Source organism: Bacillus sp. BD59S (assembly GCF_007363175.1).
GTDB lineage: Bacteria > Bacillota > Bacilli > Bacillales > Bacillaceae_G > Bacillus_A > Bacillus_A pacificus.
On the sequence record NZ_CP034686.1, the window covers coordinates 980,051 to 1,005,818 of the forward strand.

Genomic DNA, 25,768 nt, shown 5'->3' on the forward strand with positions numbered 1-25,768 from the left:
CATTTCATGATGACTTCACTATGTTGTTGTACTCATCAATAGGTGGTCGCTTTTTCAATGTGTTCCTTCTTCAATAATTATGATGTCCGCTTTCGTAATAATATATGCGAACAAATTTAAAATTTTTTTGAACGCATCGATACTATGTAGTACAGCGTAATTTTTGGTAAGATAAATATAGAACGAATATAAATGAAGAAAGTGGTGTCGTATGAGCGAGTTATTGCGTGTAGAAAATGTTACAGGAGGATATACGAAACGACCTGTATTAAAAGATGTTTCGTTCTCTGTTAATAAAGGCGAACTTGTCGGCTTAATCGGTTTAAATGGAGCGGGTAAAAGTACGACGATTAAACATATTATCGGTTTAATGGAACCGAAAAAAGGAACTGTCACAATTAATGGGAAAACAATTCGTGACGATATGACAGCGTACCGTTCTAGTTTTTCGTTCATCCCAGAAACACCAGTATTATATGATGAGCTAACGCTAGAAGAACATTTGAAGTTAACAGCGATGGTTTACGGTGTAGATGAAAAACAATATGAAGAACGTGTAGGACAATTATTACAAGAATTTCGTATGAAAAATCGTTTGAAGTGGTTTCCGTCTCATTTCTCAAAAGGGATGAAACAAAAAGTAATGATTATGAGTGCATTTTTAGTGGAGCCATCTCTTTACATTGTGGACGAACCGTTCGTTGGGCTTGATCCGTTAGCCATCCAATCACTCCTTCAAATGATGGATCAAATGAAAAAGAGCGGTGCAGGTATTTTAATGAGTACACATATTTTAGCGACGGCAGAGCGTTATTGTGATTCATTCATTATTCTGCATCAAGGCGAAGTAAGAGCGAAGGGAACATTATCTGAGCTGCAATTACAGTTTCATATGCCGGGTGCAACGTTAGATGATATTTATATTGCATTAACGAAGGAAGAAGATTATGAATAGCACAGCGTTATGGAAAGAACGATTTCGTCACTTTCTACAAGAAGTTCGTACATATAGTAAATACGTATTTAATGATCATTTAAAATTTATTTTCGTATTCATCATCGGCGCAGGAGCGTATTATTACCAGCAATGGTTACAAACGTTAACACCTTCGTTTCCGACGGCCCTCGTTATGGCAGTGTTGCTTGGGCTCGTATTAACGACCGGATCAATTCAAACGTTGTTAAAAGAAGCAGATCTCGTTTACTTGCTGCCAGTTGAAGAAAAGTTAAAACCGTACTTCACAAAGGCATTTCTTTTTACGTTTATGATTCAGTTATACATAATCGCAATCGTAGCAGCAGCGCTTGCCCCGTTATACTTCCAGCAAATGAAACAAACAGGAGCGGCTTACATATGGATTGTAATCGCGTTTATCATTGTAAAAGCGTGGAATTTATTCGGCGCGTGGGAAAAATCATTCTTAACAGACCAAAATATACAAAGAGCCGATTGGTTCATTCGATTTATTTTAAACGCCTTATTTGTGTATTTCCTTGTAGAACGTACTTCCGTTATGTTTATTAGCGGAATCGTTCTTCTCATGGTGTTATACCTCGTTATCATGCATCAAATGGTGAAGGGAAAGCCGCTGAACTGGGAGTATTTAATTTCTGAAGAAGGTAAAAAGATGATGCTGCTGTACCGCATCGCGAATATGTTCGTTGATGTACCAGCATTAAAAGAGAGAGTAGCACGCAGAAAATGGCTTGATGTCATTCTGTCGATGATAGGCGAAAAGCGTACCTATTTATACTTATATACGAGAACTTTCTTAAGATCTGGTAACTATTTTGGCTTATATGTGCGCCTGCTCGCTCTTGGCGGAGTTATTCTTTACTTTATTCCGTTTTTATATGGACGATTTATCGTAAGTCTTATCTTCCTATACTTAATCGGTTATCAGCTATTAACTTTATGGAAACATCACCGCATGAAAATTTGGCTTGATTTGTACCCAGTAGGCGGAGAAGCGAAGAAAAAAGATTTTCTTACTTTATTAAATGCAATTCTTATTACAGGTAGCGTTATATTTACAATTATATTTGCACTTGCTACGAAAGATTTCATGATGACGGGAATTTTACTAGTCGTAAGCATAGTATTTAGTATCGGTTTCGTTTATCAATACGGGGCAAAACGTATTGAGCGTTTAAATTGAAGGGAATGAACCTATGATTACATATGAAGAAAAGGTTATAAAAGAACTGGAGCAGTGGAAAGCTACATTCATGAAAGATTCTTCTATGATGACACGGTTCTCAAAGAAAGTGCAGACGAAAGTACAACAGCTTATTCCGGCGAAAGTACAAAAAGTATTAACAGAAACGATTCGGATGATGGTGCAAACAATTAGTGCCGGATCAAACTTTATAAAGCCGAAATTAAAAGAGACGAACTGGTCGTTACAAAGACGAGATGATGAAGTACGTAAAAAAATGGATGAGTACAAAAAAATAGCAGCGGCAGAAGGGGCTGGGACGGGAGCAGGTGGTATTCTCCTTGGCCTTGCTGACTTTCCGCTGTTGCTCGGCATTAAAATTAAATTTTTATTCGATGCAGCAACATTGTACGGATTTGATACGAGTGACAAAGAAGAGCGCCTTTTTATCCTTCACGTTTTCCAACTTGCCTTTTCAAGTGACGACCACCGAAAAGAAATATGGAAAGCAATCGAAACATGGGACACAGAAGAAGAAAATCATATGGACTGGGAAAAGTTCCAAACAGAGTACCGAGACTATATCGATTTAGCGAAAATGCTTCAGCTCGTACCAATAATCGGTGCCCCGGTCGGTGCATATGCGAACTATCAATTACTGCAAAGACTTGGAGAAGTAACGATGAATTGTTATCGTATGCGATTGTTGAATAAGGATTAAAAAGAAAGCATCCTAAATGTGTGATTTAGGATGCTTTTTTGTTTTAATGATTAATGCTTGAAAAGAAGAAGGTATAATTCAGATTGTCTTTTTAGCGTTTTAGGCTGAAATTAGTGGTGGAGGTAGTTGACATGTAATAAGGTAATTATGAATCTAGATGATCTAATCCCCATCCAACAACTGAATAATTTTGCCGTTTACTAATTGAAACAAAGAATTTTCTGTTTTTCTGGTCTTTTACATGACCAGAAACTCGAATCATACCACCACTAACGGCAGGCCTGATATCAACTTTAGTCACTATAACATCAATATTTTCTTTTTTCTTAATATGTTCTATGGCAGCTGTAGCAGCTTTTTCTTTTGTTATATTTCTATCGTGAATAAAGGATGTAGTACAACCTATGGCTAAAAATATAATTGCTAAAATGATTAAAATTATAATCCTTTTCTTTTTTGATTGATCCATATTTATCTCCTTAAATTTCTTTATATTATTTTTTATAAAGAAATAATATAAAACGAATCATTAACTAATCGTGTTTTAGTTCAAAATTTTTCGTGGTTGAAATGGTACTGATATGATAGTTATTAGCGTATTCAACTGCAACACTAAATTCTTTGTTTTTGTCATCCGTTACATAACCAGATATAAAAATTGTTTGCAGATCATTTGGAGTGAATTTATATTTAGTAATAGTTACATCTACGTTTTCCTCCTCCTTGAAGTATTTAATGGTTTCTTCTTTAGCTTTATTAATGATTTGTTGTTCCTCATTCTTTTGATCTATCGTACATCCCCCTAAAATACTTAAAATAAATATAAAGAATAGAAAAAAACTAATTTTTTTGATTGTAATATTCATATTTATCCTCCAATAATGACATCTTGATTATATAAAATATCGTGATAGAAGGAAGGTTTTTAGTGAAAAAAGCACTCACTTTTTCTGGTAGCGGGTGTTTTTTAGTTTTTCTTTCTTATAAGGGACACTCCTGAATGAAAGAAACAAACTTAAATAGTTATGTTAAAGTGAAACCGTTAGATTTATTGTTTTAAATCAAAACCTTCAGATGTGGAAATGGAACCGATGTGATAATCATTAGCGTATTCAACATCTGCCGGGAATGTTTTATTTTTATCATCTTTCACATGTCCTGAAATCCAAACACTTTGAAAGTCCTTCGGGGCAAATTGATGTTTAGTAATCACTACGTCTAGATTTTCTTTTTCTTTAAAATATTGAATTGTAGTTTCTGTTGCTTTATTAATGATTTGTTGTTCCTCATTCTTTTGATTTATCGTACATCCCCCTAAAAGGATAAGTGTAAAGATAAAGAATAATCTTATACCGTATTTTTTCATGAATAATCACTCCATAAATGTTGTGTTATATTTCTCTTTACTAAATTTTATATCGACAGAACATTGTGTGGTGAGGTATAAAGAAAAGGCACTTTAAAAGAGTGCCTTTTCTTTATTATTTTAAATGTAAATTTTCACTTGTAGGGATAGAACCTATTGTATATTCATCTCCACCGTATTCTATTGTAATATTAAATGTTTTGCTTTCATCATTTTTTATATAGCCGGAGATAAAGATACCTTGTAAATCACTTGGACCAAATCTATAATCAGTGATTACTACATCTAAGTCTTGTTTTTCTTTGAAGTATTGGATTGTCCTTTCTTGTGCCTTTTCAACTATTTGTTGCTCTTCATTTTTTTGATCCATCGTACATCCCCCTAAAATACTTAAAATAAATATAAAGAATAGAAAAAAACTAATTTTTTTGATTGTAATATCCATATTTATCCTCCGTAAATGTTATCTTAATTATAAGAATATATCAAATGTTGTAGGAGAAAAATGTTTTGAGTAACAAAAATGAAGTTTTAGATTCTACTTTCTATCAATTAGCAGACACAACGTATAAATCTGATAAAGATATTGAAGAAGAAGTTGTTATTATCAATGAAGATGGTCGAAGTTTACAAACATAGGAAAAGGGAGGAACATTCCATGATAAATTGGAATAGGCGCAGTCGTCTTTGTACGAGATGTGAATGGGGAAAAGCAAGTTATGATAGCTTTCTGGGGGACAGAATGAGATAAATTTATAGAGAAAAACTCTTTAGGTGTTCTGATGAAGATAGGGAAGGTATGAAGGATTTAAAAACAGATACAAATTATTTTGTTAAGAAAGAAATTCATATGCTAAAATATTTTACGTAAAAAAGACACTCTAGTGAGTGTCTAATGATTATTCTTTTAATTTTAGATTTTTAGAGTATGATCTAGAACTTATATTATACTCTCCACCCCCATATTCTACACCTACTCCAAACGTTTTGCTTTTATCTCCTTTAACATGTCCATCTATAAAAACAGTTTGAAAATCATTGGGGGAGAACTCATGTCCTGTAATTACTACATCTAGCTCCTCTCTTTCTTTAAAATATTTAATGGTTACCTCTTCTGCCTTTGCTACTATTTCTTTTTCTTCATTTGTTTTATTATTCATACTGCATCCTCCTAAAAGTATAAGTGTAAGGATAATGAATAATCTTATACCATTTTTTTTCAATCAAAATCCCTCCATTAATGTTATTCTATATTTAGAATATATTAAATTATCTGGGAGGGGAAATGTTTTGAATGAAAATGATAAAGTTTTAGATTCTAGTTATTATCAAATGTCAAGGTTTGCTTATCGTGATGATGAGAAGTTAGGAAACAGTATTGAGGTCACCGACAACAAAGGTAATCCTTTACAAAAATGGGAAGTGAGCGAGACGTTCCATGACAAACAAACCGGAATGGACGCAGTAGTCTTTGAACGAGATGTGGATGGGAAAAAGCAAGTTATGGTAGCTTTCCGAGGAACAGAAGGGGATAAAATTATAGAGAAAAACTCTTTAGGCATTCCGATGAAGCCAGGGGAAGGTATGAAGGATTTAAAAACGGATACGAATCATTTTGTATTACGAGAAGGTGTTCATGAACCAGCAGCACCTCCAGTAGCAGGGACTGAGAATGAAGGTTCAAAGAAATATTGGAATGAAGAGAATCAGCGCTGGGAAACACATAATCAATTTGAACAAGCTGAAAGGGTCATGAAACAAGTAACGGATACATATAAGGGCAGGGATGATGTGGAGATATATACGACGGGGCATTCATTAGGGGGAGCTTTAGCGGAATATGCAGCGGCATCTAATGACAATGTAAGGTGTATGTCATGGAATGCACCGAGTGCAAAACATTTGTTACCGCCTGATTTACAAGAAAGAGCTAATAATGGAGAATTTAAAGGTAGAATTGTTTCGATTGTTCACGGATCAGATTCAATCGGTTATGGTCCTTTTGGTCCATATGATGGTCATATAGGTTCAACTTATGCTGTTACACCACCTGTTACGAAAGAAGACCTTTCTAAATTACCATTGGAACAAAGATTATTGTTTGAAGCTAATCGCTTTTTGGACTCCGTAAAAGATAAACCTGGATTTCATTATCAAAATAATAAGTATTTTAAGATGGGTAAAGATGGAAATTTGTCGAGTTCCTATCTTTTGAATTTAGATACAGGAGAAAGAGTATATGATTCACCTGGTAAGTTATTAGGCGGGGGAGAAATTCGTGTAGTTGTAGAGAATCTAGAACAAGCTGTAAGAGATATGAAGCGAAACGCACAAGAATTTCAAGATAGAGTACCAAGGTTAATTTCTAATATGATGACATTATTAGAAACGGCTGAAAGTAGACGGGTAGAAGCTAAAGTAAATAATATACGCGCACATGTAGAGCATTTAAGTTTTTGGTACATACGAACAGCGACGGAAATTTCAGAGTTTATTGAGAAGAAAGCCGATGATTATAAGAAGACGGATCAACAATATTAAGGGAGAAGGTTAGGATGCCGAGAATTTACTTAAATGAAGAAGTATTGAGCCAAGCTTTACAACAATTTGACCATATGATTCAAGATTTAAACCATAATAAAAGGGTTGTAAGTAATGTACATAATTTACTCTTATCAAGCTGGTCTCAACTTGGAGTAGGAAAAAAAGCCATTAGCGATTTAGAATCTTTCAAAAAAGATATTGAAAGAAGAATGGAAGAATTAGAGTCTGATAAAAGAGAGTTAAAGGGTGCGATTGATTTATTAAAAGCGTTAGATCAAAGTTATGATTACATGGGGCCTAAATATTAAATTACAAGAAGCACTCGCAAAGGTGCTTTTTGTAGTTTAATTGGCTGAAAGATTACTATAGTAATTATGGAAGAATATGATTCTGATTCATAAAGTGAATGGAGAAAGTAATATGTAGTTTTGAATCCAACTTGCAAACGATAATTTTTTATTTTACAATTTATTTACCGACCGGTAAGTAAAAATAAGTGAGGTACAGTATGACAAAGAATTTACAAACATCGCAAAACATTGTAGAGGCGTCATTTAAACTTATGGCAGAGCACGGCATTGAGAAGATGAGCCTTTCCATGATTGCGAAAGAGGTAGGTATTTCAAAACCGGCTATTTATTATCATTTTTCTTCTAAAGAAGCGTTAGTGGACTTTTTATTTGAAGAAATTTTTTCTGGGTATCATTTCGTGAGTTATTTTGATAAAGAGCAATATACGAAAGAAAATTTTGCAGAAAAGTTAATCACAGATGGTTTACATATGCTCTCTGAGTATGAAGGACAAGAAGGAATACTGCGTGTTATAAATGAATTTATCGTAACTGCGACGCGAAATGAAAAGTATCAGAAACGTTTATTTGAAATACAGGAAGAGTTTTTAAATGGTTTCCACGATTTATTGAAGAAAGGTGTGGAACTTGACGTTGTGTCACAACAGGCAACGGAAGAAAATGCTCATACGTTAGCGCTCGTGATCGATAATATGAGCAACTACATGCTCATGGGATTCCAGTTAAAGTATAAAGAAATTTGGATTCGGAATGTGAAAAACGTCATGAAGGAGGAGTAAAGATGAAAATGCAAAAAAACTGGTGGCTCGGTTTTCTTGGGTTTATTGGGGTGTATAAAATTCCAGGCATGATAGAAGCTTTTCAAGCGGATGGAAATTGGATGAAGTTAATCGGTTTCATTTGGCTACTTTGGTTCGGGTATTTTATTCCTGAGAAGAAAGAGGATAAATAATAAAATTTCAATTTTATGTAAAGTTATGTAAAATATAGATTGAGAGTATTCATATATTAGATTACTAGATTTGGAGTGGTTACATGGAGCCATTGAAAAATGAAATTCACCCTGACATGGTCAAGGTGTGGAAAGTTCGTGCTGTAATTGAAGAAGGGATCGGTATTCTTGTCATTTTAGCTTACCTTTTCCTCATGATAAAGTTTGATTGGTGGGCGTGGATTTTGTATGTGATGATTGGGCTAACAGTTGTGTTCGCACCATTTTCGTACTTTTTATTCCCGCAACTACGCCAACGTTATTACAGTTATCAATTAAATGAAGAAGAACTTGAAATTCAGCACGGTCTTTTCGTCGTAAAGCGCGTATTAGTACCGATGATTCGTGTACAGCACGTTACGATTGAACAAGGACCAATTATGAGAAAATATGGCTTAGCAGAATTGCACATTTCAACAGCGGCAACTTCTCATAGCATCCCAGGCTTAACGATGTATGAAGCAGAAATGTTGAAAACGAAAATCGCAGAATTGGCGAAAGTGAGTGATGAGGATGTATAAGAGGCAGCATCCAATCACGATGTTATTAGAATTAAAAATAACAGATTTTATACCACTCTTTATTTTCATGTTTAGTTTAAACGGAAAGTTCCCGTTTTGGTATTTAATTCCCGCTGCATTCGGTTTACTTACTATCTTTTCAGTGTTTGAAAAGTGGTATTACACAACATATTGGGTTGAAAATAACGTATTACATGTGAAACAAGGGCTCTTCGTGAAAAAGGAGAGTTACTTAAATAAAGAACGTGTTCAAACGATTAATACAAGTTCAAACGTGTTATATCAAATGCTTGGTTTAAAGAAAATTCAGATTGAAACAGCTGGCGGAGGCGATGATGCAGAAGTTAGCTTAGCTGGTATTACAGTAGAAGAGGCAACAGAGCTTATTGCAATGCTAAATGAGCCAACTCCAGAAGTGAAAGCAGAAGAAACGTTAGACGAAGCAGTAGAAAATACAGTAGAAAACGAAATTGTTACAGAGGAAAAACAATCGACAGAGTATAAATTGACTTGGAAAGAAATTTTATTAGCATCTGTTACATCAGGTCAGTTTGGACTATTATTCTCATTAATCTTTTTCGTGTACCACCAAGTAGATGAGTACATTCCGAAATGGATAGAGAATGGCGTAAAGTCGTATGTAATGGAACATGATATATATGGCTGGATTTTCATGGTAGCCATTTTGATCGTCCTTTCGTGGATTATATCTACAATCGGTTATGCGCTAAAACATGGAGATTTCACAGTGAATCGAAGAAATGATGAAGTTCGCATTTCACAAGGATTACTTGAGAAAAAAGAACTCGTCCTAAAATTGCACCGTATTCAAGGTATTAGGATAAAAGAAAGTATTTTACGTCAGCCATTTGGTTATTGTGCTGTGCAAGTAGAAGTTATTCAAAGTAAAGGAATGGGTGACGAAAAAGAAAAGGTTACACTGCACCCAATCATTCGAAAAGATCGCGTGCAACAGTTACTCGCGCATTTACAATTACCATACGAACTGAATACAAATATTATTTCATTACCAAAAACAGCATTACGCCGCTATCTCATTGATAGTTTCATTTTCTTCGCAATGCTAGCAATCCCGCTTATTGGAATAAGTATATACTCTGAAAAGTACTTCATCATGTGGTCATTACTACCGCTCGCAATCCTCATCTTTACACTTGGATATGCAACATTTAAAACAAATGGTTACAGTGTAAATGGAGAGCAAATTACGCTTGTATATCGCAGCGTCGGAAAATATACAGGGCTTGTTAGAAGAAGACACGTCCAATCGATGGAAAAGACACAATCATATTTCCAGCGCCGTGCAAATCTATGTACGTATAAGTTCTCTAACGCATCATCGGATTATAAATTAGAGCATACGAGAGTAGAAGATGCGGAGAGAATGCAGGATTGGTATAAGAAGAGAATAAGTGAGAATTAATTTGAAAAGGCTCGTCTTTTGCGGAAGGCGGGCTGTTTTTTCATGTGAAAATAATGAATAATATATGGGGAAGGGAAAAAGTGAGGTGAATGAGAGTGAGCAAATTTTTAATTCCGTATTCATTTTCTATATATAGTTTTTTTATTTCAGTAACGGCACTTGATTTATATGATAGGATAGAAAATTTTAATGAGGGGACGTCGCCGAACATAATTGGAAAGGTAATTCAATCTACTTCGCAAATGGGAGTCCTTACATTGTATTTCGGAGTACCTATTATTTTAGGTGGATGTCTTCTTGGTGAGCTATTGTTTAGAGGTATCATTTTACGATTTAAATTGAGCTATATTATATCTTTATTATTATATGTACTTTTAGCTTTTAGTATCGTTTTCGTAACGGTAGGGATTCCAACTACATATGAAGATTCTAATAATTTTTTCATGGGGATAACTGTGATTTACGCTGTTACATTCTTTGTGAGTCGGAATATATGGGAGAAAAAGTTGATAATGGAGTGACAAAATGAAACATACATGTCCATGCTGCGGATATAAAACAATAGAAGAAGAACCACCAGGTACATATGGAATTTGTAATATATGTTATTGGGAAGATGATGGGGTTCAGTTTAACGATCCTGACTATGAAGGCGGGGCGAATGAAGTCTCTTTAAGACAAGCACAGAAAAATTTCATTGTATTTGGTGCTTGCGAGGAATGTTTTGTTGGATCAGTTAGAAAGCCGACTAGTGAAGATGTGAAGGATGCTAGTTGGAAGCAAATTTGTTAAACAAAATGTTATTGATATTTTAAGATGGATTGATCCAGGGAAAAATCCTGTTATTATTCAAACTCCTGAAAATGAACTGACAAACTATTAATTTGATACGCTTAAAAAATCTTTAAGTGTAAAATGTATACAGCATTATTGTAAGTCTACTTTAATTAGTAGGCTTTTTTGTTAATGTCAAACGCTAAGGGATTATTTCATTAAAAACTTGGATTTACGATACGTTAGGAATGTTTCATAAACGGTTGTTTGTAGTTTTTTGAGACTAATAAATAAATTTTTTAATACATAGGCATTAACGTGAATAAAATAAAAGGTCAATTTCTTTTAATGTAAAGAAGTTGGCTTTTTTATTTAACTTTGCTTAGCGTAAGGGATTTTTGTTTCAGAGTACTGTTTATTTTTCAACTTGATGATAATGAGGAGAGATATCTATATACTTTTATGAAGAATCCTTATTTACATTAAGGATTGGAACCTGATTGTTGCCTGAAAATATAGACGGGGGAAAATAATGTAAAAAAAACTATTGTATATTTAAAAACCTTATGTTACATTTTTGTTACAGGAAAGTTACAAACCGTAACTTATATTACGGTTTGTTTTCTTTTGTTTTTCGGTATGTTACGAAATGAGGTTCGTAGCAAAACAACCGAGAATATGTAAAGTTAAAAAAATAGCAACCTAAAAATAGTTTTTCTATGTGTATAAGAGTGTGTGTAGTAAAGAGCCTGGTGAGAACTTTGCGCACATTATTAAAATTCCTTTCTGTCTTTAAAAGAAGAAGAAAACCAACTACCAACTACTTAGGAGTTTTAAGCAATGATAGTAAATGAAATGTACTTCCTTTCCCACACACAAAGTACATCTTTACTTTCAGTCTAATTACTACACAGACTTTTATACATATGCTGTTATCGTTTTAGGGATATATAGGAGGAGAAAAAATGAAAAAGTTATTAATGGTAATTGGACTTACATTTTTAATGTTAGCTGGATGTAGTAATGGGAATTTTGACAAAGCAATGGATGAAGGAAAGACCGCGTTAACGAATAAAGAATATAAAAATGCCTTATCATCATTTGAAAAAGCGCTAGATGAGAAAAAAGACGATTCGGATGCAAAGATGCTTGTAGAACAAACAAAAGTAATGATTGAAGCAGTGAAGTTAAAAGAAGAATCAAAGGTAGAAGAATCAATCAAGTCATTTGAAAAAGTAGAGAACATGCAGAATGGAAATACTACGCTTGTAAAACAAGCAAAGGAAGAACGAACAGCATTACTAGCCATCTTAGAACAAAAAAAGAAGTATAGCGAGCAACTGACGAAAAGTGAAGAGTTAATAAGTAAGAAAAATTATGCAGAAGCGAAAGAGATAGTAAATAAACTAGTTGCAGAAACAAAAGGTAACAAGAACCTTGAAGAATATAATAAAAAAGCGGTAGAATTAGTTACTAAAATTAATGAAGAAGAAAAAAATGCAAAGAGTGAAGCAGCGAAGGCACAAAAAACAAATGTAGTAACGAATCAAAAGGTAGCAACAGAGAGTAATAAAAAAGTAGAAGCAGACAAGACTCAAAAAGTAGCGACAGAAAATAATAAAAAAGTAGAAGCAGACAAGACTCAAAAAGTAGCGACAGAAAATAATAAAAAGGTAGAAACAGGAAAGACTCAAGATACATTTACTTTTGAGAAAGCTAAAGCATATATTAAAAATGAATATAAAGAAGACTATGATTACACACTAGAGAATACGCAAGTAGAGAATGGAAAGAAATATTATCAAATTAGAGTGCATACGACATATAAAATAGAAGGTGCAGGTGGACCAGGATTTACTGGTGTATTTAAAGTATTCGAAGATGGTACAATTATTGAAATGCACTAAATTGATGAAAAAGGTATCCTCAAAGTAATTGAGGGTACCTTTTTTAATATAAAAAAAAGCATCTAGCAAAAGTACTAGATGCAAATAAAAACACAAAGGAAGACAAAATTCTTCCCTTTTCCCGTAAGTAATTATATCAAAAAATTTATAAAAAACTAGTTTTATTTTTAATATAATTGATGTGTGAAGCTATGAAAGTATAAGATTACACTATTTTTGTAGTGTTTTATTGAAAAAAGGAGCTGCGTATATGATTAATTTTAAACCAGAAAATTTGAACCAACTATTAAAAGTGATGTTAATTAGTGCGAATAAGTCTTATGATGCGATTAAAGATTATGAATTTACAGGGGAAGCGGTAGTATTCCGTGTGGATTTCGACCATATTGATGTTTCTCTAATGATTGTAGATATGTTAGGAAGATCAGCTTCTAAATTTAACATTTTGCCATTTGCTAAACCAGATACGAATGAAATAGATTACATTCAGTTTCAAGTGTATGCCATTAATGAAGGGAATTTTAAAGAAATGATTGATATGATGTGAAAAACTATAATTTTACAAATATGTATATACCAACTAATATATAAGTAATACATTCATATAATTGGAGTGATGAAATGCAGCCGTTAGAAAGGGAGATTCATTCTAATATGCTGAAAGTGTGGCGAATTCACGCTTTAATTGGGACGGCAGTTATACTAGCCGTCGTAATTGCGTATTTCTTTTTTATGATCAATTTTAATTGGTGGGGTTGGTTGTTTGGCTTGTTAGTAACAGGAGCTATTATATTTATCCCGCTTGATTATTTTGTGTTTCCAAATTTACGTCAGCGCTACTATAGTTACAGATTAAATGAAGAAGAGATTGAGATTCAAAAGGGAATGTTCGTTGTAAAACGCGTGCTCATTCCGATGATTCGCGTGCAGCACGTAACGATTGAACAAGGACCGATTATGAGAAAATATAATTTAGCAGAATTACATATTTCAACAGCAGCAACTTCTCATAGTATTCCAGGTTTAACGAAAGAAGAAGCTGAGCAGCTGAAAAGACAAATTGGAGAGCTTGCGAAAGTGAGTGATGAGGATGTATAAGAGGCAACATCCGATCACAATCTTATTAGGTATTCGAATTGCGGGTTTATTGCCTTTTATTTTTCTTGTTCTATTTAAATCAGATGGCCAAGTAAAACCTTGGTATTTCTTTCATCTCGTTCTTTTGGCCATATTATTTATTATGGCTATTTTCTCAGCGATAAAATGGTATTTTAAAGTGTACTGGGTTGAAAATAATATTTTACATATAAAGCACGGTGTGTTCATGAAGAAAGAAAGTTACTTAAATAAAGAACGTGTGCAAAATATTAGTACGTCTTCTAACATCTTTTATCAAATACTTGGACTGACGAAATTAAATATTGAAGTGGCAGGCGGCGGTACTGAGCCAGAAGTGATGTTGGCGGGTATTAGAGAAGAAGAAGCGAAGGAACTCATTGCTTTATTACATAAAGAAAGAAGCGTTGTGAGTGAAGAAGGAAGTAAGACGGTATATCAGTTAACAACGAAAGAAATTTTAGCAGCATCTATTACATCTGGTAGATTCGGATTAGTGTTTTCTATGTTAGTCATCCTTTACACAGAGTTCAATCAATTTCTACCAGAATGGCTTATCAATAAAGTAGAAGCGTATGTGATGGATAACGGTGTATATGAATTAATCGTTATGGTGGCGATTTTAATGGCAGTTTCGTGGGTCATTTCTACAGCTGGCTATGCATTAAAATATGCGAACTTTAAAATAGAGCGAAACGAAAATGAAGTTCGCATCGTGCAAGGGTTGTTTGATAAGAAAGAGTTTGTGTTAAAATTACACCGCATTCAAGCGATTACTGTGAAAGAGGGAATTCTCCGCCAGCCTTTCGGTTATTGCTCTGTCGAAGTAGAAGTCATTCAAAGTATAGAAGCGGCAGGAAATGAAGTGATGTTACATCCTTTTATGAAGAAAAAAGATGTGCAGCAGTTACTTACGTATTTACAGTTGCCGTATGAAATGGAAGAGAAAATCGTTCCTTTACCGAAGGCTGCATTACGTCGTTATGTCATCATGGGATGGATTACAAGTGCTGTACTCGCTGTTCCGATCATCGGTGCGAGTATATATTTTAAACAAAATATCGCGTTATTCACTCTCATACCACTATGTATTATATTTACGTTACTTGCATACGCTCGGTATACAAGTAGTGGTTATATGATACGAGAAAATCAGTTAGTCATGGTGTACCGAGGGCTTGCGAAATATACAGGAATCATGCGAAAAAGACATATTCAAGCAGTCGGATACAGTCAGTCGTATTTTCAAAAGAAAGACGAGTTATGTACAGCTGTCGTATCGGTAGCGGGGCATCCTTACAAAGTGAAGCATATGCAAAAAGAAGATGCACTTTGTATATATAATTGGTATAAAGAAAAAGGAAACACCGGCGTGTAACGGTGTTTCCTTTTTGTGTCGTCATTTGTCAATAAGTCGATATAATTTCACATATCGCCGTCTCCAAACGCCAAAACTTAAACTAACACATCAAAAGTAGTCACGAAAGATGGACGAGAGAAAATACTCTTTTGCTGTTCTGCATGTGGATGCGCCTGAGCTGGAGCTTGTCCTTCTGCTTGTGCGGGGCGCTTTTTATGAGCGTTTTCGAATGAACGTGATTCTGTCCAGTCTTTAAAGTTTTGCTCTGTTTCCCACATCGTTAAGATGACATATGTATCGTTACTTAATGGGCGTAGGACGCGAATCGCTTGGAATCCTGGTTCATTTTCAATAAGGCCTGCGCGGTTTTTAAAACGGTTTTCAAATACAGGGCGACCTTCGTCTGTTACAGAAATGTTGTTACAAACGATATAGCCAGGTTGTCCTTTAAATTCGCCAACAGCGTCTAGTACATCATACTGAAGTGATCCTTCTACAGATTCTTCTGTATTTTCTTTATAAAACATATCTTTTTCATCATTTTTTGCAGTGAAATGTGCTTGTTCTAGAGGTGTTTCGTATGAAATTATAGCCTTCATTTTAATGCCCCCTTTAAATGTTTGTTTCCATTATATCAACTCTCGTAAAAAACTTCGAAGATTATATACATAAAGATACTTCTTTTTCAAATAATAAATGTACCATCATTTGGAAAGAAGGCCGATGTATGAAGAAAGTAAAGTGGACTTTGTTAGGTGGGTTAGCAACGCTTGTATTAGCGATTGTCCTTTATAAACTTATCGTGTTAGCTGGTGGCTATATGATGGATGAAAAGCAGCTCGTTTTCCACTCTTCATCACGTATCGTTGACCAGAAAGGGAAAGAAATTACGAAATTATACGTAGAAAATAGAGACCTCGTACCAATCGAGCAAATTCCCAAATACGTGCAGCAGGCGTTCGTTGCGGTGGAAGATTCTCGTTTTTATGAACATCAAGGAATTGATTATCCGTCTATATTTCGGGCTCTTTATAAAGATACGTTAGCTGGTGAAAAGGTAGAGGGCGGTAGTACGATTACGCAGCAACTTGCTAAAAATGTCTTTTTAACTCGTGAAAAAACAGTTACGCGGAAATTGAAGGAAGTCGCAATTTCCCTTCAATTAGAGCAAAAATATACGAAGCAACAAATTCTTGAAATGTATATGAATCATATTTACTTTGGTCATGGAGCTTACGGTATTCAAGCAGCAGCAAAGTTGTATTTTAATAAAAATGTAGAAGATTTAACAGTAGAAGAAGGGGCAATGCTTGCAGGTCTTCCGAAGTCGCCAAACGGATATTCACCTTATTTCTCTCCAGAGAAGAGTAAGCAACGCCGTGATCTCGTATTGTCACTTATGCATAAACAAGGCTATTTGACTGCCGAAGAAAGCGTACGTTATCAAGGGAAGACAATTGCTCTATATAAAAACTTAGATGAGAATGAGCTCGCATATATGCCTTATATTGATATGGTTATAGATGAAGCAGCTCGTTTATACGGATTGTCTCATCAAGAAGTACTCCGAGGAGGATATACGTTTGTTGTTCCGATGGATGAAAAGATTCAAAAGGTAGCGTATAACCAGTTTCAAGATGCAAGGAATTTCCCAGGGAAAGAAGAGGGGGCGCAAGGTGCGTTTTTATTAATGGATAATCGTACGGGCGGTATTAAAGCTGCGATTGGCGGAAGAAAGTACGTCCCGAGAGGGTTTAATCGTGTTTTTGCAAAAAGACAGCCCGGTTCTGTGCTAAAACCACTTATCGTTTATGCGCCAGCACTCGAAACGAAAAAGTATAATCCGTATTCTTTATTAAAGAATGAAAGACATTCTTTTGAAGGGTATGAACCTCAAAATTATAACCATGCGTATTCGAAAGAAATGACGATGTACGATGCAATTGTAGAGTCAGCAAATGTACCGGCAGTTTCTTTATTAAACGAATTAGGGGTAGAAGAAGGAAAGCAATATTTAGAGAAAGGGAATGTTCACATTGCTGATGCTGGTTTAAGTACAGCGCTTGGCGGATTGAAAAACGGTGTTTCACCATTTGAACTTGTGAAAATGTATCGTGCTTTTTTAGCAAATGGCGCTATTATTGAGCCACACGTGATTGATAAAGTGTTAAATAGACACGGCGCAGTCATTGGAGAGTCACCAAAAGTAGAAACGAAAATTTTCTCGAAACAAACGGCATGGTATATGACGAAAATGCTTGAAGGAGTTGTAAAGGAAGGGACAGCGAAAGCCGGTGTATATAACGGGGCGTTAGCAGGGAAAACAGGTACAACGTCCTTACCAAATGACGATAATGGAGCGAGAGATATGTGGTTCGTTGGCTATACGCCAAATTTAGTAGGCGCTGTTTGGCTCGGTTATGATCGTATAGATAAAGAGCATCAGTTGCAAGGAGAAAGTGCGTCCGCAACAAAATTGTTTAAGAAAATTTTAACGAAGGCAAATGTAGAACAGAAAGAGCAATTTATGAAACCAGAAGGTGTGGAAACAATCGGTGCTCCGATTCGGCTGCGCAAGATAGAAGATGTGAAAATGAAATTAGCATTTAGCCCTTTCGGTTTATTTAAAGCGAAATTAAGCTGGACACCACTTCCAGATGAAAGAATTATGTACCGTATTTATAGAGTGGAAAACGGAATTCATACGCATGTAGGTACTGTAAACGGTGCCGGGGAATATGAGGAAAAGTTCGTTAACATCTTTTCAAAACCAAGCTTTTACGTTGTGCCATATAACACACAAACGAATCGCGAAGGAGAAAAGTCAAAAGTAGCTAAACCATAGTTTTTCTCTGTGTTATAATAAGAATGTTATGAAAATAGTAAGCGTTTTTAAGAATGTTTGTGTCAATTTAATGAACAACGTACATAATATTATGCATTTTGTTTTTACAAGCTGTATAGTAAAAAAAGATAAATATCGAACGTATTCGAAGCATTGGTAAGGAAGGGAGCAAGGGTCTTGGTAAGAACTATAAATGAGACATTTTTAAAAGCATGTAGGGGGGAACGTACTGATTATGTACCAGCATGGTATATGCGTCAGGCAGGTCGTTCGCAGCCGGAATATAGAAAGATAAAAGAAAAGTATTCTTTATTTGAAATTACACACAATCCAGAGTTATGTGCTTACGTTACAAAACTGCCGGTTGATCAATATAACGTGGACGCAGCAATTCTTTATAAAGATATTATGTCACCACTACCTGCAATTGGTGTGGATGTAGAAATTAAATCAGGTATTGGCCCAGTTATTGATAATCCAATCCGTTCTTTACAAGACGTAGAAAAACTAGGGGAAATCAATCCAGAAGATGACGTACCGTACATATTAGATACAATTCGTTTATTAACGACAGAAATGTTAGACGTACCGTTAATCGGTTTTTCAGGAGCTCCATTTACATTAGCGAGCTATATGATTGAAGGCGGTCCATCTCGTAACTACCATAATACGAAAGCGTTCATGTATGCAGAGCCAAAAGCTTGGTTCGCTTTAATGGATAAACTAGCAGATATGGTTATTACATATTTAAAAGCGCAAATTAACGCAGGTGCAAAAGCAGTTCAAATTTTCGATTCTTGGGTTGGAACAGTAAACGTAGCAGATTACCGCGTATTTATTAAACCAGCAATGGAGCGTATTTTTGCAGAAGTTCGCACGATGGGTGTACCGATGATTATGCACGGCGTAGGAGCTGCACACTTAGTAAATGAATGGCACGACTTACCGCTTGATGTAGTCGGCTTAGACTGGCGCTTACCAATCGAAGAGGCACGTGCACGCGGCGTTCATAAGGCGGTACAAGGTAATATGGATCCTTCGTTCTTACTTGCACCATGGTCTGTTATTGAAGAACATGTAAAAGGTATTTTAGATCAAGGGATGAAAGAGCCAGGTTATATTTTTAACTTAGGACACGGTGTATTCCCAGAAGTAAATCCAGATACATTAAAACGTTTAACTACATTTATTCATGAATACTCTAAAGGGCAGTTAGCGAAGTAAAGGAGAATTGCTGTATGAAAAAGAAAATTGGTTTGCTTGTAATGGCATACGGAACGCCATATAAAGAAGAAGATATTGAACGTTACTATACACATATTCGCAGAGGAAGAAAGCCAAGTCCTGAAATGCTAGAAGATTTAACAGAGCGCTACCGTGCAATTGGTGGTATTTCTCCTTTAGCTACTATTACATTAGAGCAAGCTAAAAAGTTAGAGAAGCGTTTAAATGAAGTGCAAGATGAAGTCGAGTACCATATGTATCTTGGCTTAAAACATATTGAACCGTTTATTGAAGATGCGGTGAAAGATATGCATAACGACGGTATACAAGATGCAATCGCGCTTGTTCTTGCGCCGCACTATTCTACGTTTAGCGTAAAATCATACGTTGGACGAGCACAAGAAGAAGCTGAGAAACTTGGAAACTTAACAATTCATGGCATTGATAGCTGGTATAAAGAACCGAAATTTATCCAGTACTGGGTTGATGCAGTGAAAGGTATATATAACGGTATGTCAGACGCAGAACGTGAAAAAGCAGTATTAATCGTATCAGCTCATAGCTTACCAGAAAAAATTATCGCAATGGGCGATCCATATCCAGATCAATTAAATGAAACAGCTGATTATATTGCAAGGGGCGCTGAAGTAGCAAACTATGCAGTAGGCTGGCAAAGTGCAGGAAACACACCAGATCCTTGGATTGGTCCAGATGTACAAGATTTAACGAGAGAACTAAATGAAAAGCACGGTTATACTTCATTCGTATATGCACCAGTTGGATTTGTTGCGGAACATTTAGAAGTTTTATATGACAACGACTTTGAGTGTAAAGTTGTAACGGATGAAATTGGCGCGAAATATTATCGTCCAGAAATGCCAAATGCATCGGACGCATTTATTGATTGTTTAACAGATGTTGTATTAAAGAAAAAAGAATCTGTACTGTAAGAAGAAAGGGGGAGCCTGCTTGAGGAAAAAAGTTGTGATCATCGGCGGAGGCATCACTGGATTAACAACAATGTATCACTTACAAAAAGATATTCGTGACAACAACTTGCCGATCGATACATTACTGATAGAAGCATCGGGTAAACTTGGCGGGAAAATTCAAACCGTTCGAAAAGATGGATTTACAATTGAGCGCGGACCAGATTCTTTCTTAGCACGAAAAGAAAGTGCAGCTAGATTAGTGAAAGAATTAGGTCTTGGCGATGAACTTGTAAATAATGAGGCCGGTCAATCATTTATCCTCGTAAACAATCGGTTACATAAAATGCCGAGCGGATCAATGATGGGAATTCCAACGCAAATTACGCCGTTTCTATTTTCCGGGCTGTTCTCCCCAATTGGTAAACTAAGAGCTGGTTTTGATCTATTAATGCCGAGATCAAAGCCAGTATCTGATCAATCACTCGGGCATTTTTTCAGGAACCGCCTCGGAAACGAAGTAGTTGAAAATTTAATAGAACCATTATTATCGGGTATTTATGCAGGAGATATTGATGAAATGAGCTTAATGTCAACATTCCCACAAATGTATCAAATTGAGCAGAAACATCGCAGTATTTCACTCGGTATGCGCACGCTTGCTCCGAAAGAAGAGAAAACTGAACCGAAAAAAGGAATCTTTCAAACAGTGAAAACAGGTTTAGAATCTATCGTAGAATCTCTCGAAATGAAGATGCATGAAGGTACGATAATAAAGGGCACTCGCATTGAAAAAGTTGCAAAACAGGGTGATGGCTATACGATTACTCTTAGTAACGGAAAAGAAATAGAAGCGGATGCGGTCGTAGTGGCAAGCTCGCATAAAGTATTGCCATCTATGTTTGCACAGTACAAGCAGTTTCGTTTCTTCCGCAACATTCCGTCCACATCAGTTGCAAATGTAGCAATGGCTTTCCCGAAATCAGCCATTCAGCGCGATATTGATGGTACAGGATTTGTTGTCTCTCGAAATAGTGATTATACAATTACAGCATGTACGTGGACACATAAAAAGTGGCCACATGCAACGCCAGAAGGAAAAATGCTACTTCGTTGTTACGTTGGACGACCTGGTGATGAAGCAGTTGTAGAACAAACAGAAGAGGAACTCGTTCAGCTCGTACTAGAAGATTTACGAAAGACGATGGATATTACAGAAGATCCAGAGTTTACAGTCGTAAGCCGCTGGAAAGAAGCGATGCCCCAATATACAGTAGGTCATAACGAGCGAATGAAGAAACTCACAACATTTATGGAACAAGAGCTTCCAGGTGTGTATTTAGCTGGTAGTTCTTACGCTGGTTCTGGTCTGCCGGACTGTATTGATCAAGGTGAGAAAGCAGCAAAGCGTGTGCTAGCTCATTTGGAGAAAGTAATGGATACGGAATTAATCGCACAGTAAAGTGAAACGCCTTCAATACGATTGAAGGCGTTTTGTTATTTATTCACCAATAAACATATATAAGTTATTTGGCTTTATCACTGCATCTCCTGCATAAATAATCCATTCTGTTAAGTTATCAAAATCTAAAGGATAACTATTTCCTGCACTCATATCTGCTATAAAATATGGTTCATTAATGAGTATTCCTTGAATAAAGTCTTCTGTAATATGCTGCATTTCAAACCACATATGCTCACTTTTTCCTTCTTCGTAGGAGACACCAAACTTAGCTAGGAAACGAAAATCTTCATTTGATTGTTCAATATGAAAAATGTTGCTGAAATACCCGAAAGTATTCTTCGCATTGTAAGCCATACGAGCCGTTTCACTATTTGTTTTATAAAACATAAGCCCTGTAGCTTCCTCGTGTTCTTTGAAAAAGCTTTCGATACATTCTTCTGAAGTATCAAATTTGAACAAGAGAACAGATGGCGATTGATGGTATTCATCTCGGTCATCCATCCCGCCTAAGAATGTGTTTTGTGCATCTATTGGTTGTAGCTTCACTTCTTCATTCTCAATTGAAGATAATTGATCCATACTCGTTTTATGCCCAATATAAGATAATCCTTTTTCCCACGGAACAGCTACGGTATGTATAGAACCTTGCTGACTATGCGCGATAACGATAGGCTCATTCATAGGGACTTGTCCATTCTCAACGGCATTATTCGCAAATGTTTGAAAGAGGTCACCAATGCCGTAGTAGGAAGAAATACGATTTGGAATAATTAATTCTATTTCTGTTACGCCTGCTCTTAAAAGGCCATGTGTATGAAACCAATATTGCGTAGGCTCACCGTCTTTACCGTCTTCATAAACGGAATGAATAACGTATAAGTCAGGAATGTCAGGTAATAATTCATTTTCAACGTGATATTCAATATAGCTTCTAGATATCACCTTCATTGCTGCACTTGAATCGATTACAAATAACAAATCTGGCGCAAGGTTCCATAAAAACTGTAACTGCTGGAAAAAGCAGTCCAGTACATCACCTACAAATAGCGTGCGAGTGAAAATTTCAGTACCGAAAGCCGCATCTTCAAAATGACGATCTACGATTGTAGAATCTTGTCTATTGTACAGTTTATATTCTTCTGGATCATTGGCCTCATCAATATGCAGTTCATACGGTATGATTGTTTCATCCATATGTAACTCAACGATAAGGCTTATCTCATCATTATAAACAATTTTTAGCTCATCAACTTTAGTAGCGATATTCTCTAGTCGCTGTTTTAACTGCTCAATTGTAATTCTAGTAGGTATAACGGCAATCATATCTGAAAAATGACGTTCTAATGTTCCATTCATAGCTGCGCGGTATGTTTCTGTTTGCACTTCCATCCAATCACTCCTATTCAAATGAATCCATTTTACATGCCAATGAAATATCGATATTTTCTGTTTTCTCTCTCTAACATTATAGAGTGCATTCGTAGAAAGTGTAAAATTATTATTTTGTATTATAGTTTGAAAACGAGTAAAATAGATTAATTTTTTGTAAAACTTGTCGAAATAGCATTCTATATAACGAATCATTTGATATGATAGAAATGCTGAGAAAATATGAAATAGGGAGAGGAAAATGGCTGTGAAGAAATTGTTAAGTGTCTTTTTATCATTCATACTATTGCTTTCATTTACTGGAACTTTAGTACAAGCAGAAGAAACGACTTCTATGTCAGTAGAAAAAGCAATTCAAGTATTTAAGCAGCAAGGGAAAACAAAGGGGACAGTGGAAGGATACATTGTTGGATATACGCAAAGTCCTTCTAAATACACGAAAGATCCGGCTAAGTTTGATGATACAAACGTAGCCATTGCGGATTCGCCAAATGAAACGAATCCAGACAAAATAATGCCTGTACAGTTGCCAAAAGGCGATGTGAGAACGGCAGTAAACGTGAAAGATCATCCTGAAAATATCGGGAAGAAAGTTAGTTTAACAGGGACGCTTGAATTATATTTTAGTAGCCCAGGTGTAAAATCGGTAACAGCTCATAAGTTTCAAGGGGAAGGACAAAACCGTGTTAGCGATGTAGTAGCTTCGCCTAGTGGCGGAGAAGTTGCGAAGGGTACAGCGGTAACATTAACAACGAATACAGAAGGAGCAACAATCTACTATACGTTAGATGGCTCTAATCCTACAAATAAAAGTGTTCGTTATAACGGACGAATTATAGTGAATGAAAATAGTGTCATTAAAGCAATTGCAGAGAAAGAAGGGCTTACTTCTTCAGCGATTTCCACATTTTCATTTACTATCGTAAACAATGAACAGGTTCGTATTCATGATATTCAAGGAAAATCACATATTTCTCCTTACAGCGGGAAGAAAGTCTACAATGTGGAAGGCGTTGTAACAGCGCTTGATAAAAATGGTTTTTATATAGAAGATAATCAGCCGGATAATGATCCAGCTACTTCAGAAGGTATGTATGTGTACAAAAAAGATGCGAATGTAGTGGCAGGAGATCTTATTCAAGTTGATGGAGTAGTTGAAGAATATGTTGGACCTGGATATGCAGAAAGGTTTGAAACAGACTTAACGACGACGGAAATTAAAGCGAGCCGCGTTGCTGTAATCGCAAAAGATCAAGCTTTACCAGCGCCGATTGTACTTGGAGAAAACGGTGTGAAAATTCCTGATCAAATTATCGATAATGATGCATTTGGTTTATTTGATCCAAATGAAGATGCAATCGACTTTTATGAAAGTATAGAAGGTATGCGCGTTACGATGCCAACGCCAAAAATTATTGCACCTCAGAAAAACGGGAATTTATATGTAACAGTGAAAAATGGTGGGAATAAAGTTGTAACGAAATATGGCACACCTTTATTAGATGAAAATCAATTAAACCCAGAGCGTCTTTCTGTAAAAGTACCTCGTGATTATGTAGCAAAAGTAGGAGATACTTTCACAGGAGATATAACAGGAGTAGTCGGATATGATTACGGTGCGTTCCGCATTGCGCCAATAACGGAATTACCATCTGTAGTAGACGGTGGATTTAAGCAAATAGGAGCAAATATTCAGCCGCGTCTTGATAAGTTAACAGTTGCTACATATAACATTGAAAACTTCTCGGCGAATAAAAAAGAAACAACAGATGAAAAAGTAAAAGCGTTAGCGTATTCTATTAAATACAATTTAAAAATGCCAGATATTATCGGTGTAGAGGAAATGCAAGATAATAACGGAACGATTAATGACGGTACAACAGATGCTTCATTAAGCGCAAAACGTATCATTGATGCAGTGCTAGAGATTCGCGGGCCAAAGTATGAGTATGTAGAAATTGCTCCAAACAACAATTTAGACGGAGGAGCACCAGGAGCGAATATTCGCGTCGGTTTCTTCTACAACCCATCACGCGTGAAATTAGCAACAGTACCGAAGTTGCTTGATAAAAACGTTGTCCGTATTGGAGACGACAATCCATTATTTGAAAGTACACGTAAACCACTTGCGGCAGAATTTACATTCCAAGGACAAAATGTTGTTGTCGTTGCAAATCACTTAAACTCAAAACTAGGAGATGCAACGCCATTTGGAAAAGTACAGCCACTCGTATTAAAGAGTGAAGAAAAACGAGTTCAATTAGCACAAGAAGTAAACAATTTCGTACAAGGTATTCAGAAAAAAAACACGAATGCACTAGTTGTTGTGTTAGGGGATATGAACGATTTTGAGTTCGCTAAACCATTAAAAACACTAGAAGGAACAGTCTTAAAAAATATGTTAAACACAGTGCCGAAAGAAAATCGCTACACGTACATTCATGAAGGAAATGCACAAGTGTTAGATCATATTTTAGTAACAAACAACATCGCACCACACACAATTGTAGATCCAGTACACTTAAACTCAAACATTATGAAAGAACACGGACGTGTAAGTGACCACGATCCAGTACTTGCTCAAATTGATTTGAAGAAAGCATCTTAAATAGTTGAGAAAGAACGCTTAGAGATATACTGAGCGTTCTTTTTCTGTAAAAATCATGTTAAAATTAATTAAAAATTCAGTTTTTTATAACAAG

The 25,768-nt window shown here is 35.8% G+C and carries 28 protein-coding genes and 1 pseudogene; 22 read left to right on the forward strand and 7 right to left on the reverse strand.

Features of this window, described 5'->3' with window-relative positions:
- The first annotated feature begins 211 nt into the window (after positions 1-211).
- Genes ecsA through ecsC form a run of 3 tightly spaced genes read left to right on the forward strand, consistent with a single transcriptional unit; the run spans position 212 to position 2,880 of the window.
- On the forward strand, positions 212-955 hold the full coding sequence (gene ecsA, locus EKQ63_RS06950; protein ID WP_143880906.1) for an ABC transporter ATP-binding protein EcsA: 744 nt from the start codon (positions 212-214) through the stop codon (positions 953-955).
- Positions 948-2,159: an ABC transporter permease EcsB gene (gene ecsB / locus EKQ63_RS06955; RefSeq protein WP_087951581.1), complete on the forward strand. Its 1,212-nt coding sequence runs from the start codon at positions 948-950 to the stop codon at positions 2,157-2,159. Before ecsA ends, ecsB begins: the two co-directional genes overlap by 8 nt.
- Positions 2,160-2,172: 13 nt before the next feature.
- Positions 2,173-2,880, forward strand: coding sequence for an ecs operon protein EcsC (gene ecsC / locus EKQ63_RS06960; RefSeq protein ID WP_000634125.1), 708 nt, complete (start codon positions 2,173-2,175; stop codon positions 2,878-2,880).
- Positions 2,881-3,025: 145 nt separating this feature from the next.
- On the opposite strand, the gene EKQ63_RS06965 is transcribed toward ecsC, so the two are convergent.
- The 4 genes from EKQ63_RS06965 to EKQ63_RS06980 form a co-directional block, all read right to left on the reverse strand.
- Positions 3,026-3,349, reverse strand: coding sequence for a hypothetical protein (locus EKQ63_RS06965; RefSeq protein WP_088327931.1), 324 nt, complete (start codon positions 3,347-3,349; stop codon positions 3,026-3,028).
- 64 nt (positions 3,350-3,413) lie between these two features.
- Positions 3,414-3,746, reverse strand: coding sequence for a DUF1433 domain-containing protein (locus EKQ63_RS06970; protein WP_103627341.1), 333 nt, complete (start codon positions 3,744-3,746; stop codon positions 3,414-3,416).
- A gap of 182 nt (positions 3,747-3,928) precedes the next feature.
- On the reverse strand, positions 3,929-4,246 hold the full coding sequence (locus EKQ63_RS06975; protein ID WP_088327930.1) for a DUF1433 domain-containing protein: 318 nt from the start codon (positions 4,244-4,246) through the stop codon (positions 3,929-3,931).
- Positions 4,247-4,361: 115 nt separating this feature from the next.
- Positions 4,362-4,691, reverse strand: a complete 330-nt coding sequence (locus EKQ63_RS06980) for a hypothetical protein (RefSeq protein WP_088327929.1) — start codon at positions 4,689-4,691, stop codon at positions 4,362-4,364.
- Positions 4,692-4,756: 65 nt separating this feature from the next.
- Between EKQ63_RS06980 and EKQ63_RS30455 the strand changes: the two genes are divergently transcribed.
- Together EKQ63_RS30455 and EKQ63_RS30675 are read left to right on the forward strand one after the other, a co-directional pair.
- Complete coding sequence (locus EKQ63_RS30455; RefSeq protein WP_254918725.1) at positions 4,757-4,885, forward strand: hypothetical protein; 129 nt, start codon at positions 4,757-4,759, stop codon at positions 4,883-4,885.
- Between the two features lie 9 nt (positions 4,886-4,894).
- Positions 4,895-5,090: pseudogene (locus EKQ63_RS30675) on the forward strand (hypothetical protein); the annotation flags it as partial.
- A gap of 55 nt (positions 5,091-5,145) precedes the next feature.
- On the opposite strand, the gene EKQ63_RS06985 reads toward EKQ63_RS30675, so the two are convergent.
- The gene (locus EKQ63_RS06985) at positions 5,146-5,469 is read right to left on the reverse strand and encodes a hypothetical protein (protein ID WP_071729444.1); all 324 of its coding nucleotides are present in this window, start codon (positions 5,467-5,469) and stop codon (positions 5,146-5,148) included.
- A gap of 67 nt (positions 5,470-5,536) precedes the next feature.
- Between EKQ63_RS06985 and EKQ63_RS06990 the strand changes: the two genes are divergently transcribed.
- From EKQ63_RS06990 to EKQ63_RS07040, 12 genes are all read left to right on the forward strand, one after another.
- Positions 5,537-6,787, forward strand: coding sequence for a lipase family protein (locus EKQ63_RS06990; RefSeq protein ID WP_088327928.1), 1,251 nt, complete (start codon positions 5,537-5,539; stop codon positions 6,785-6,787).
- Positions 6,788-6,801: 14 nt separating this feature from the next.
- Positions 6,802-7,098: a hypothetical protein gene (locus EKQ63_RS06995; RefSeq protein WP_001137438.1), complete on the forward strand. Its 297-nt coding sequence runs from the start codon at positions 6,802-6,804 to the stop codon at positions 7,096-7,098.
- Positions 7,099-7,298: 200 nt separating this feature from the next.
- Positions 7,299-7,880 (forward strand): TetR/AcrR family transcriptional regulator, encoded by a 582-nt coding sequence (locus tag EKQ63_RS07000; RefSeq protein ID WP_087995556.1) that lies wholly within the window; start codon positions 7,299-7,301, stop codon positions 7,878-7,880.
- A 2-nt stretch (positions 7,881-7,882) separates the two neighbouring features.
- Positions 7,883-8,053, forward strand: a complete 171-nt coding sequence (locus EKQ63_RS29840) for a hypothetical protein (protein WP_176364518.1) — start codon at positions 7,883-7,885, stop codon at positions 8,051-8,053.
- A gap of 83 nt (positions 8,054-8,136) precedes the next feature.
- Positions 8,137-8,613 (forward strand): PH domain-containing protein, encoded by a 477-nt coding sequence (locus EKQ63_RS07005; protein WP_087995560.1) that lies wholly within the window; start codon positions 8,137-8,139, stop codon positions 8,611-8,613.
- Positions 8,606-10,057, forward strand: a complete 1,452-nt coding sequence (locus EKQ63_RS07010; RefSeq protein ID WP_143881759.1) for a PH domain-containing protein — start codon at positions 8,606-8,608, stop codon at positions 10,055-10,057. Before EKQ63_RS07005 ends, EKQ63_RS07010 begins: the two co-directional genes overlap by 8 nt.
- A gap of 95 nt (positions 10,058-10,152) precedes the next feature.
- Entirely contained in the window at positions 10,153-10,578 is a 426-nt protein-coding gene (locus EKQ63_RS07015) for a hypothetical protein (protein ID WP_142940637.1), read from the forward strand.
- 4 nt (positions 10,579-10,582) lie between these two features.
- Positions 10,583-10,849, forward strand: coding sequence for a CPCC family cysteine-rich protein (locus EKQ63_RS07020; RefSeq protein ID WP_087951592.1), 267 nt, complete (start codon positions 10,583-10,585; stop codon positions 10,847-10,849).
- Positions 10,850-11,796: 947 nt separating this feature from the next.
- On the forward strand, positions 11,797-12,738 hold the full coding sequence (locus tag EKQ63_RS07025) for a hypothetical protein (protein ID WP_143880907.1): 942 nt from the start codon (positions 11,797-11,799) through the stop codon (positions 12,736-12,738).
- A 250-nt stretch (positions 12,739-12,988) separates the two neighbouring features.
- Positions 12,989-13,285, forward strand: a complete 297-nt coding sequence (locus EKQ63_RS07030) for a protoporphyrinogen oxidase (RefSeq protein WP_087951594.1) — start codon at positions 12,989-12,991, stop codon at positions 13,283-13,285.
- 74 nt (positions 13,286-13,359) lie between these two features.
- Positions 13,360-13,836 (forward strand): PH domain-containing protein, encoded by a 477-nt coding sequence (locus EKQ63_RS07035; RefSeq protein ID WP_087951595.1) that lies wholly within the window; start codon positions 13,360-13,362, stop codon positions 13,834-13,836.
- A complete protein-coding gene (locus tag EKQ63_RS07040) occupies positions 13,829-15,232 on the forward strand; it encodes a PH domain-containing protein (RefSeq protein ID WP_087951596.1) in 1,404 nt (467 codons plus the stop codon). The genes EKQ63_RS07035 and EKQ63_RS07040 overlap by 8 nt, the downstream gene beginning before the upstream one ends.
- A gap of 77 nt (positions 15,233-15,309) precedes the next feature.
- Here EKQ63_RS07040 and hmoB read toward each other — a convergent pair whose 3' ends face one another.
- Positions 15,310-15,813 (reverse strand): heme-degrading monooxygenase HmoB, encoded by a 504-nt coding sequence (hmoB, locus tag EKQ63_RS07045; protein ID WP_087951597.1) that lies wholly within the window; start codon positions 15,811-15,813, stop codon positions 15,310-15,312.
- 128 nt (positions 15,814-15,941) lie between these two features.
- Here hmoB and EKQ63_RS07050 point away from each other — a divergent pair, with 128 nt between their 5' ends.
- From EKQ63_RS07050 to hemY, 4 genes are all read left to right on the forward strand, one after another.
- Positions 15,942-18,059 (forward strand): transglycosylase domain-containing protein, encoded by a 2,118-nt coding sequence (locus EKQ63_RS07050; RefSeq protein WP_088327921.1) that lies wholly within the window; start codon positions 15,942-15,944, stop codon positions 18,057-18,059.
- Between the two features lie 177 nt (positions 18,060-18,236).
- On the forward strand, positions 18,237-19,283 hold the full coding sequence (hemE, locus tag EKQ63_RS07055) for a uroporphyrinogen decarboxylase (protein WP_000252612.1): 1,047 nt from the start codon (positions 18,237-18,239) through the stop codon (positions 19,281-19,283).
- Positions 19,284-19,297: 14 nt separating this feature from the next.
- Positions 19,298-20,233: a ferrochelatase gene (gene hemH / locus EKQ63_RS07060; RefSeq protein ID WP_000726775.1), complete on the forward strand. Its 936-nt coding sequence runs from the start codon at positions 19,298-19,300 to the stop codon at positions 20,231-20,233.
- 19 nt (positions 20,234-20,252) lie between these two features.
- Positions 20,253-21,674: a protoporphyrinogen oxidase gene (gene hemY, locus EKQ63_RS07065; RefSeq protein WP_087951599.1), complete on the forward strand. Its 1,422-nt coding sequence runs from the start codon at positions 20,253-20,255 to the stop codon at positions 21,672-21,674.
- Positions 21,675-21,713: 39 nt separating this feature from the next.
- Here hemY and EKQ63_RS07070 read toward each other — a convergent pair whose 3' ends face one another.
- On the reverse strand, positions 21,714-23,066 hold the full coding sequence (locus tag EKQ63_RS07070; protein WP_087995576.1) for a DUF4026 domain-containing protein: 1,353 nt from the start codon (positions 23,064-23,066) through the stop codon (positions 21,714-21,716).
- 241 nt (positions 23,067-23,307) lie between these two features.
- Between EKQ63_RS07070 and EKQ63_RS07075 the strand changes: the two genes are divergently transcribed.
- Positions 23,308-25,674 carry a DUF6359 domain-containing protein gene (locus EKQ63_RS07075; RefSeq protein WP_143880908.1) on the forward strand — a complete coding sequence of 789 codons (2,367 nt, stop codon included), beginning with the start codon at positions 23,308-23,310 and terminating at the stop codon, positions 25,672-25,674.
- Positions 25,675-25,768 lie beyond the last annotated feature (94 nt).

Bases quoted from the DNA above. Each gene is read 5' to 3' on its own strand.
- EKQ63_RS07030 (WP_087951594.1), top strand. From the start codon at position 12,989: ATGATTAATTTTAAACCAGAAAATTTGAACCAACTATTAAAAGTGATG.
- EKQ63_RS07075 (WP_143880908.1), top strand. From the start codon at position 23,308: ATGGCTGTGAAGAAATTGTTAAGTGTCTTTTTATCATTCATACTATTG.
- EKQ63_RS07020 (WP_087951592.1), top strand. From the start codon at position 10,583: ATGAAACATACATGTCCATGCTGCGGATATAAAACAATAGAAGAAGAA.
- EKQ63_RS06980 (WP_088327929.1), bottom strand. From the start codon at position 4,691: ATGGATATTACAATCAAAAAAATTAGTTTTTTTCTATTCTTTATATTT.
- EKQ63_RS07070 (WP_087995576.1), bottom strand. From the start codon at position 23,066: ATGGAAGTGCAAACAGAAACATACCGCGCAGCTATGAATGGAACATTA.
- EKQ63_RS07035 (WP_087951595.1), top strand. From the start codon at position 13,360: ATGCAGCCGTTAGAAAGGGAGATTCATTCTAATATGCTGAAAGTGTGG.
- EKQ63_RS06995 (WP_001137438.1), top strand. From the start codon at position 6,802: ATGCCGAGAATTTACTTAAATGAAGAAGTATTGAGCCAAGCTTTACAA.
- EKQ63_RS06970 (WP_103627341.1), bottom strand. From the start codon at position 3,746: ATGAATATTACAATCAAAAAAATTAGTTTTTTTCTATTCTTTATATTT.
- EKQ63_RS07050 (WP_088327921.1), top strand. From the start codon at position 15,942: ATGAAGAAAGTAAAGTGGACTTTGTTAGGTGGGTTAGCAACGCTTGTA.
- hemH (WP_000726775.1), top strand. From the start codon at position 19,298: ATGAAAAAGAAAATTGGTTTGCTTGTAATGGCATACGGAACGCCATAT.
- ecsC (WP_000634125.1), top strand. From the start codon at position 2,173: ATGATTACATATGAAGAAAAGGTTATAAAAGAACTGGAGCAGTGGAAA.
- EKQ63_RS07025 (WP_143880907.1), top strand. From the start codon at position 11,797: ATGAAAAAGTTATTAATGGTAATTGGACTTACATTTTTAATGTTAGCT.
- EKQ63_RS06975 (WP_088327930.1), bottom strand. From the start codon at position 4,246: ATGAAAAAATACGGTATAAGATTATTCTTTATCTTTACACTTATCCTT.
- ecsB (WP_087951581.1), top strand. From the start codon at position 948: ATGAATAGCACAGCGTTATGGAAAGAACGATTTCGTCACTTTCTACAA.
- EKQ63_RS07040 (WP_087951596.1), top strand. From the start codon at position 13,829: ATGTATAAGAGGCAACATCCGATCACAATCTTATTAGGTATTCGAATT.
- EKQ63_RS07005 (WP_087995560.1), top strand. From the start codon at position 8,137: ATGGAGCCATTGAAAAATGAAATTCACCCTGACATGGTCAAGGTGTGG.
- EKQ63_RS07010 (WP_143881759.1), top strand. From the start codon at position 8,606: ATGTATAAGAGGCAGCATCCAATCACGATGTTATTAGAATTAAAAATA.
- hmoB (WP_087951597.1), bottom strand. From the start codon at position 15,813: ATGAAGGCTATAATTTCATACGAAACACCTCTAGAACAAGCACATTTC.
- EKQ63_RS07000 (WP_087995556.1), top strand. From the start codon at position 7,299: ATGACAAAGAATTTACAAACATCGCAAAACATTGTAGAGGCGTCATTT.
- EKQ63_RS29840 (WP_176364518.1), top strand. From the start codon at position 7,883: ATGAAAATGCAAAAAAACTGGTGGCTCGGTTTTCTTGGGTTTATTGGG.
- EKQ63_RS06965 (WP_088327931.1), bottom strand. From the start codon at position 3,349: ATGGATCAATCAAAAAAGAAAAGGATTATAATTTTAATCATTTTAGCA.
- ecsA (WP_143880906.1), top strand. From the start codon at position 212: ATGAGCGAGTTATTGCGTGTAGAAAATGTTACAGGAGGATATACGAAA.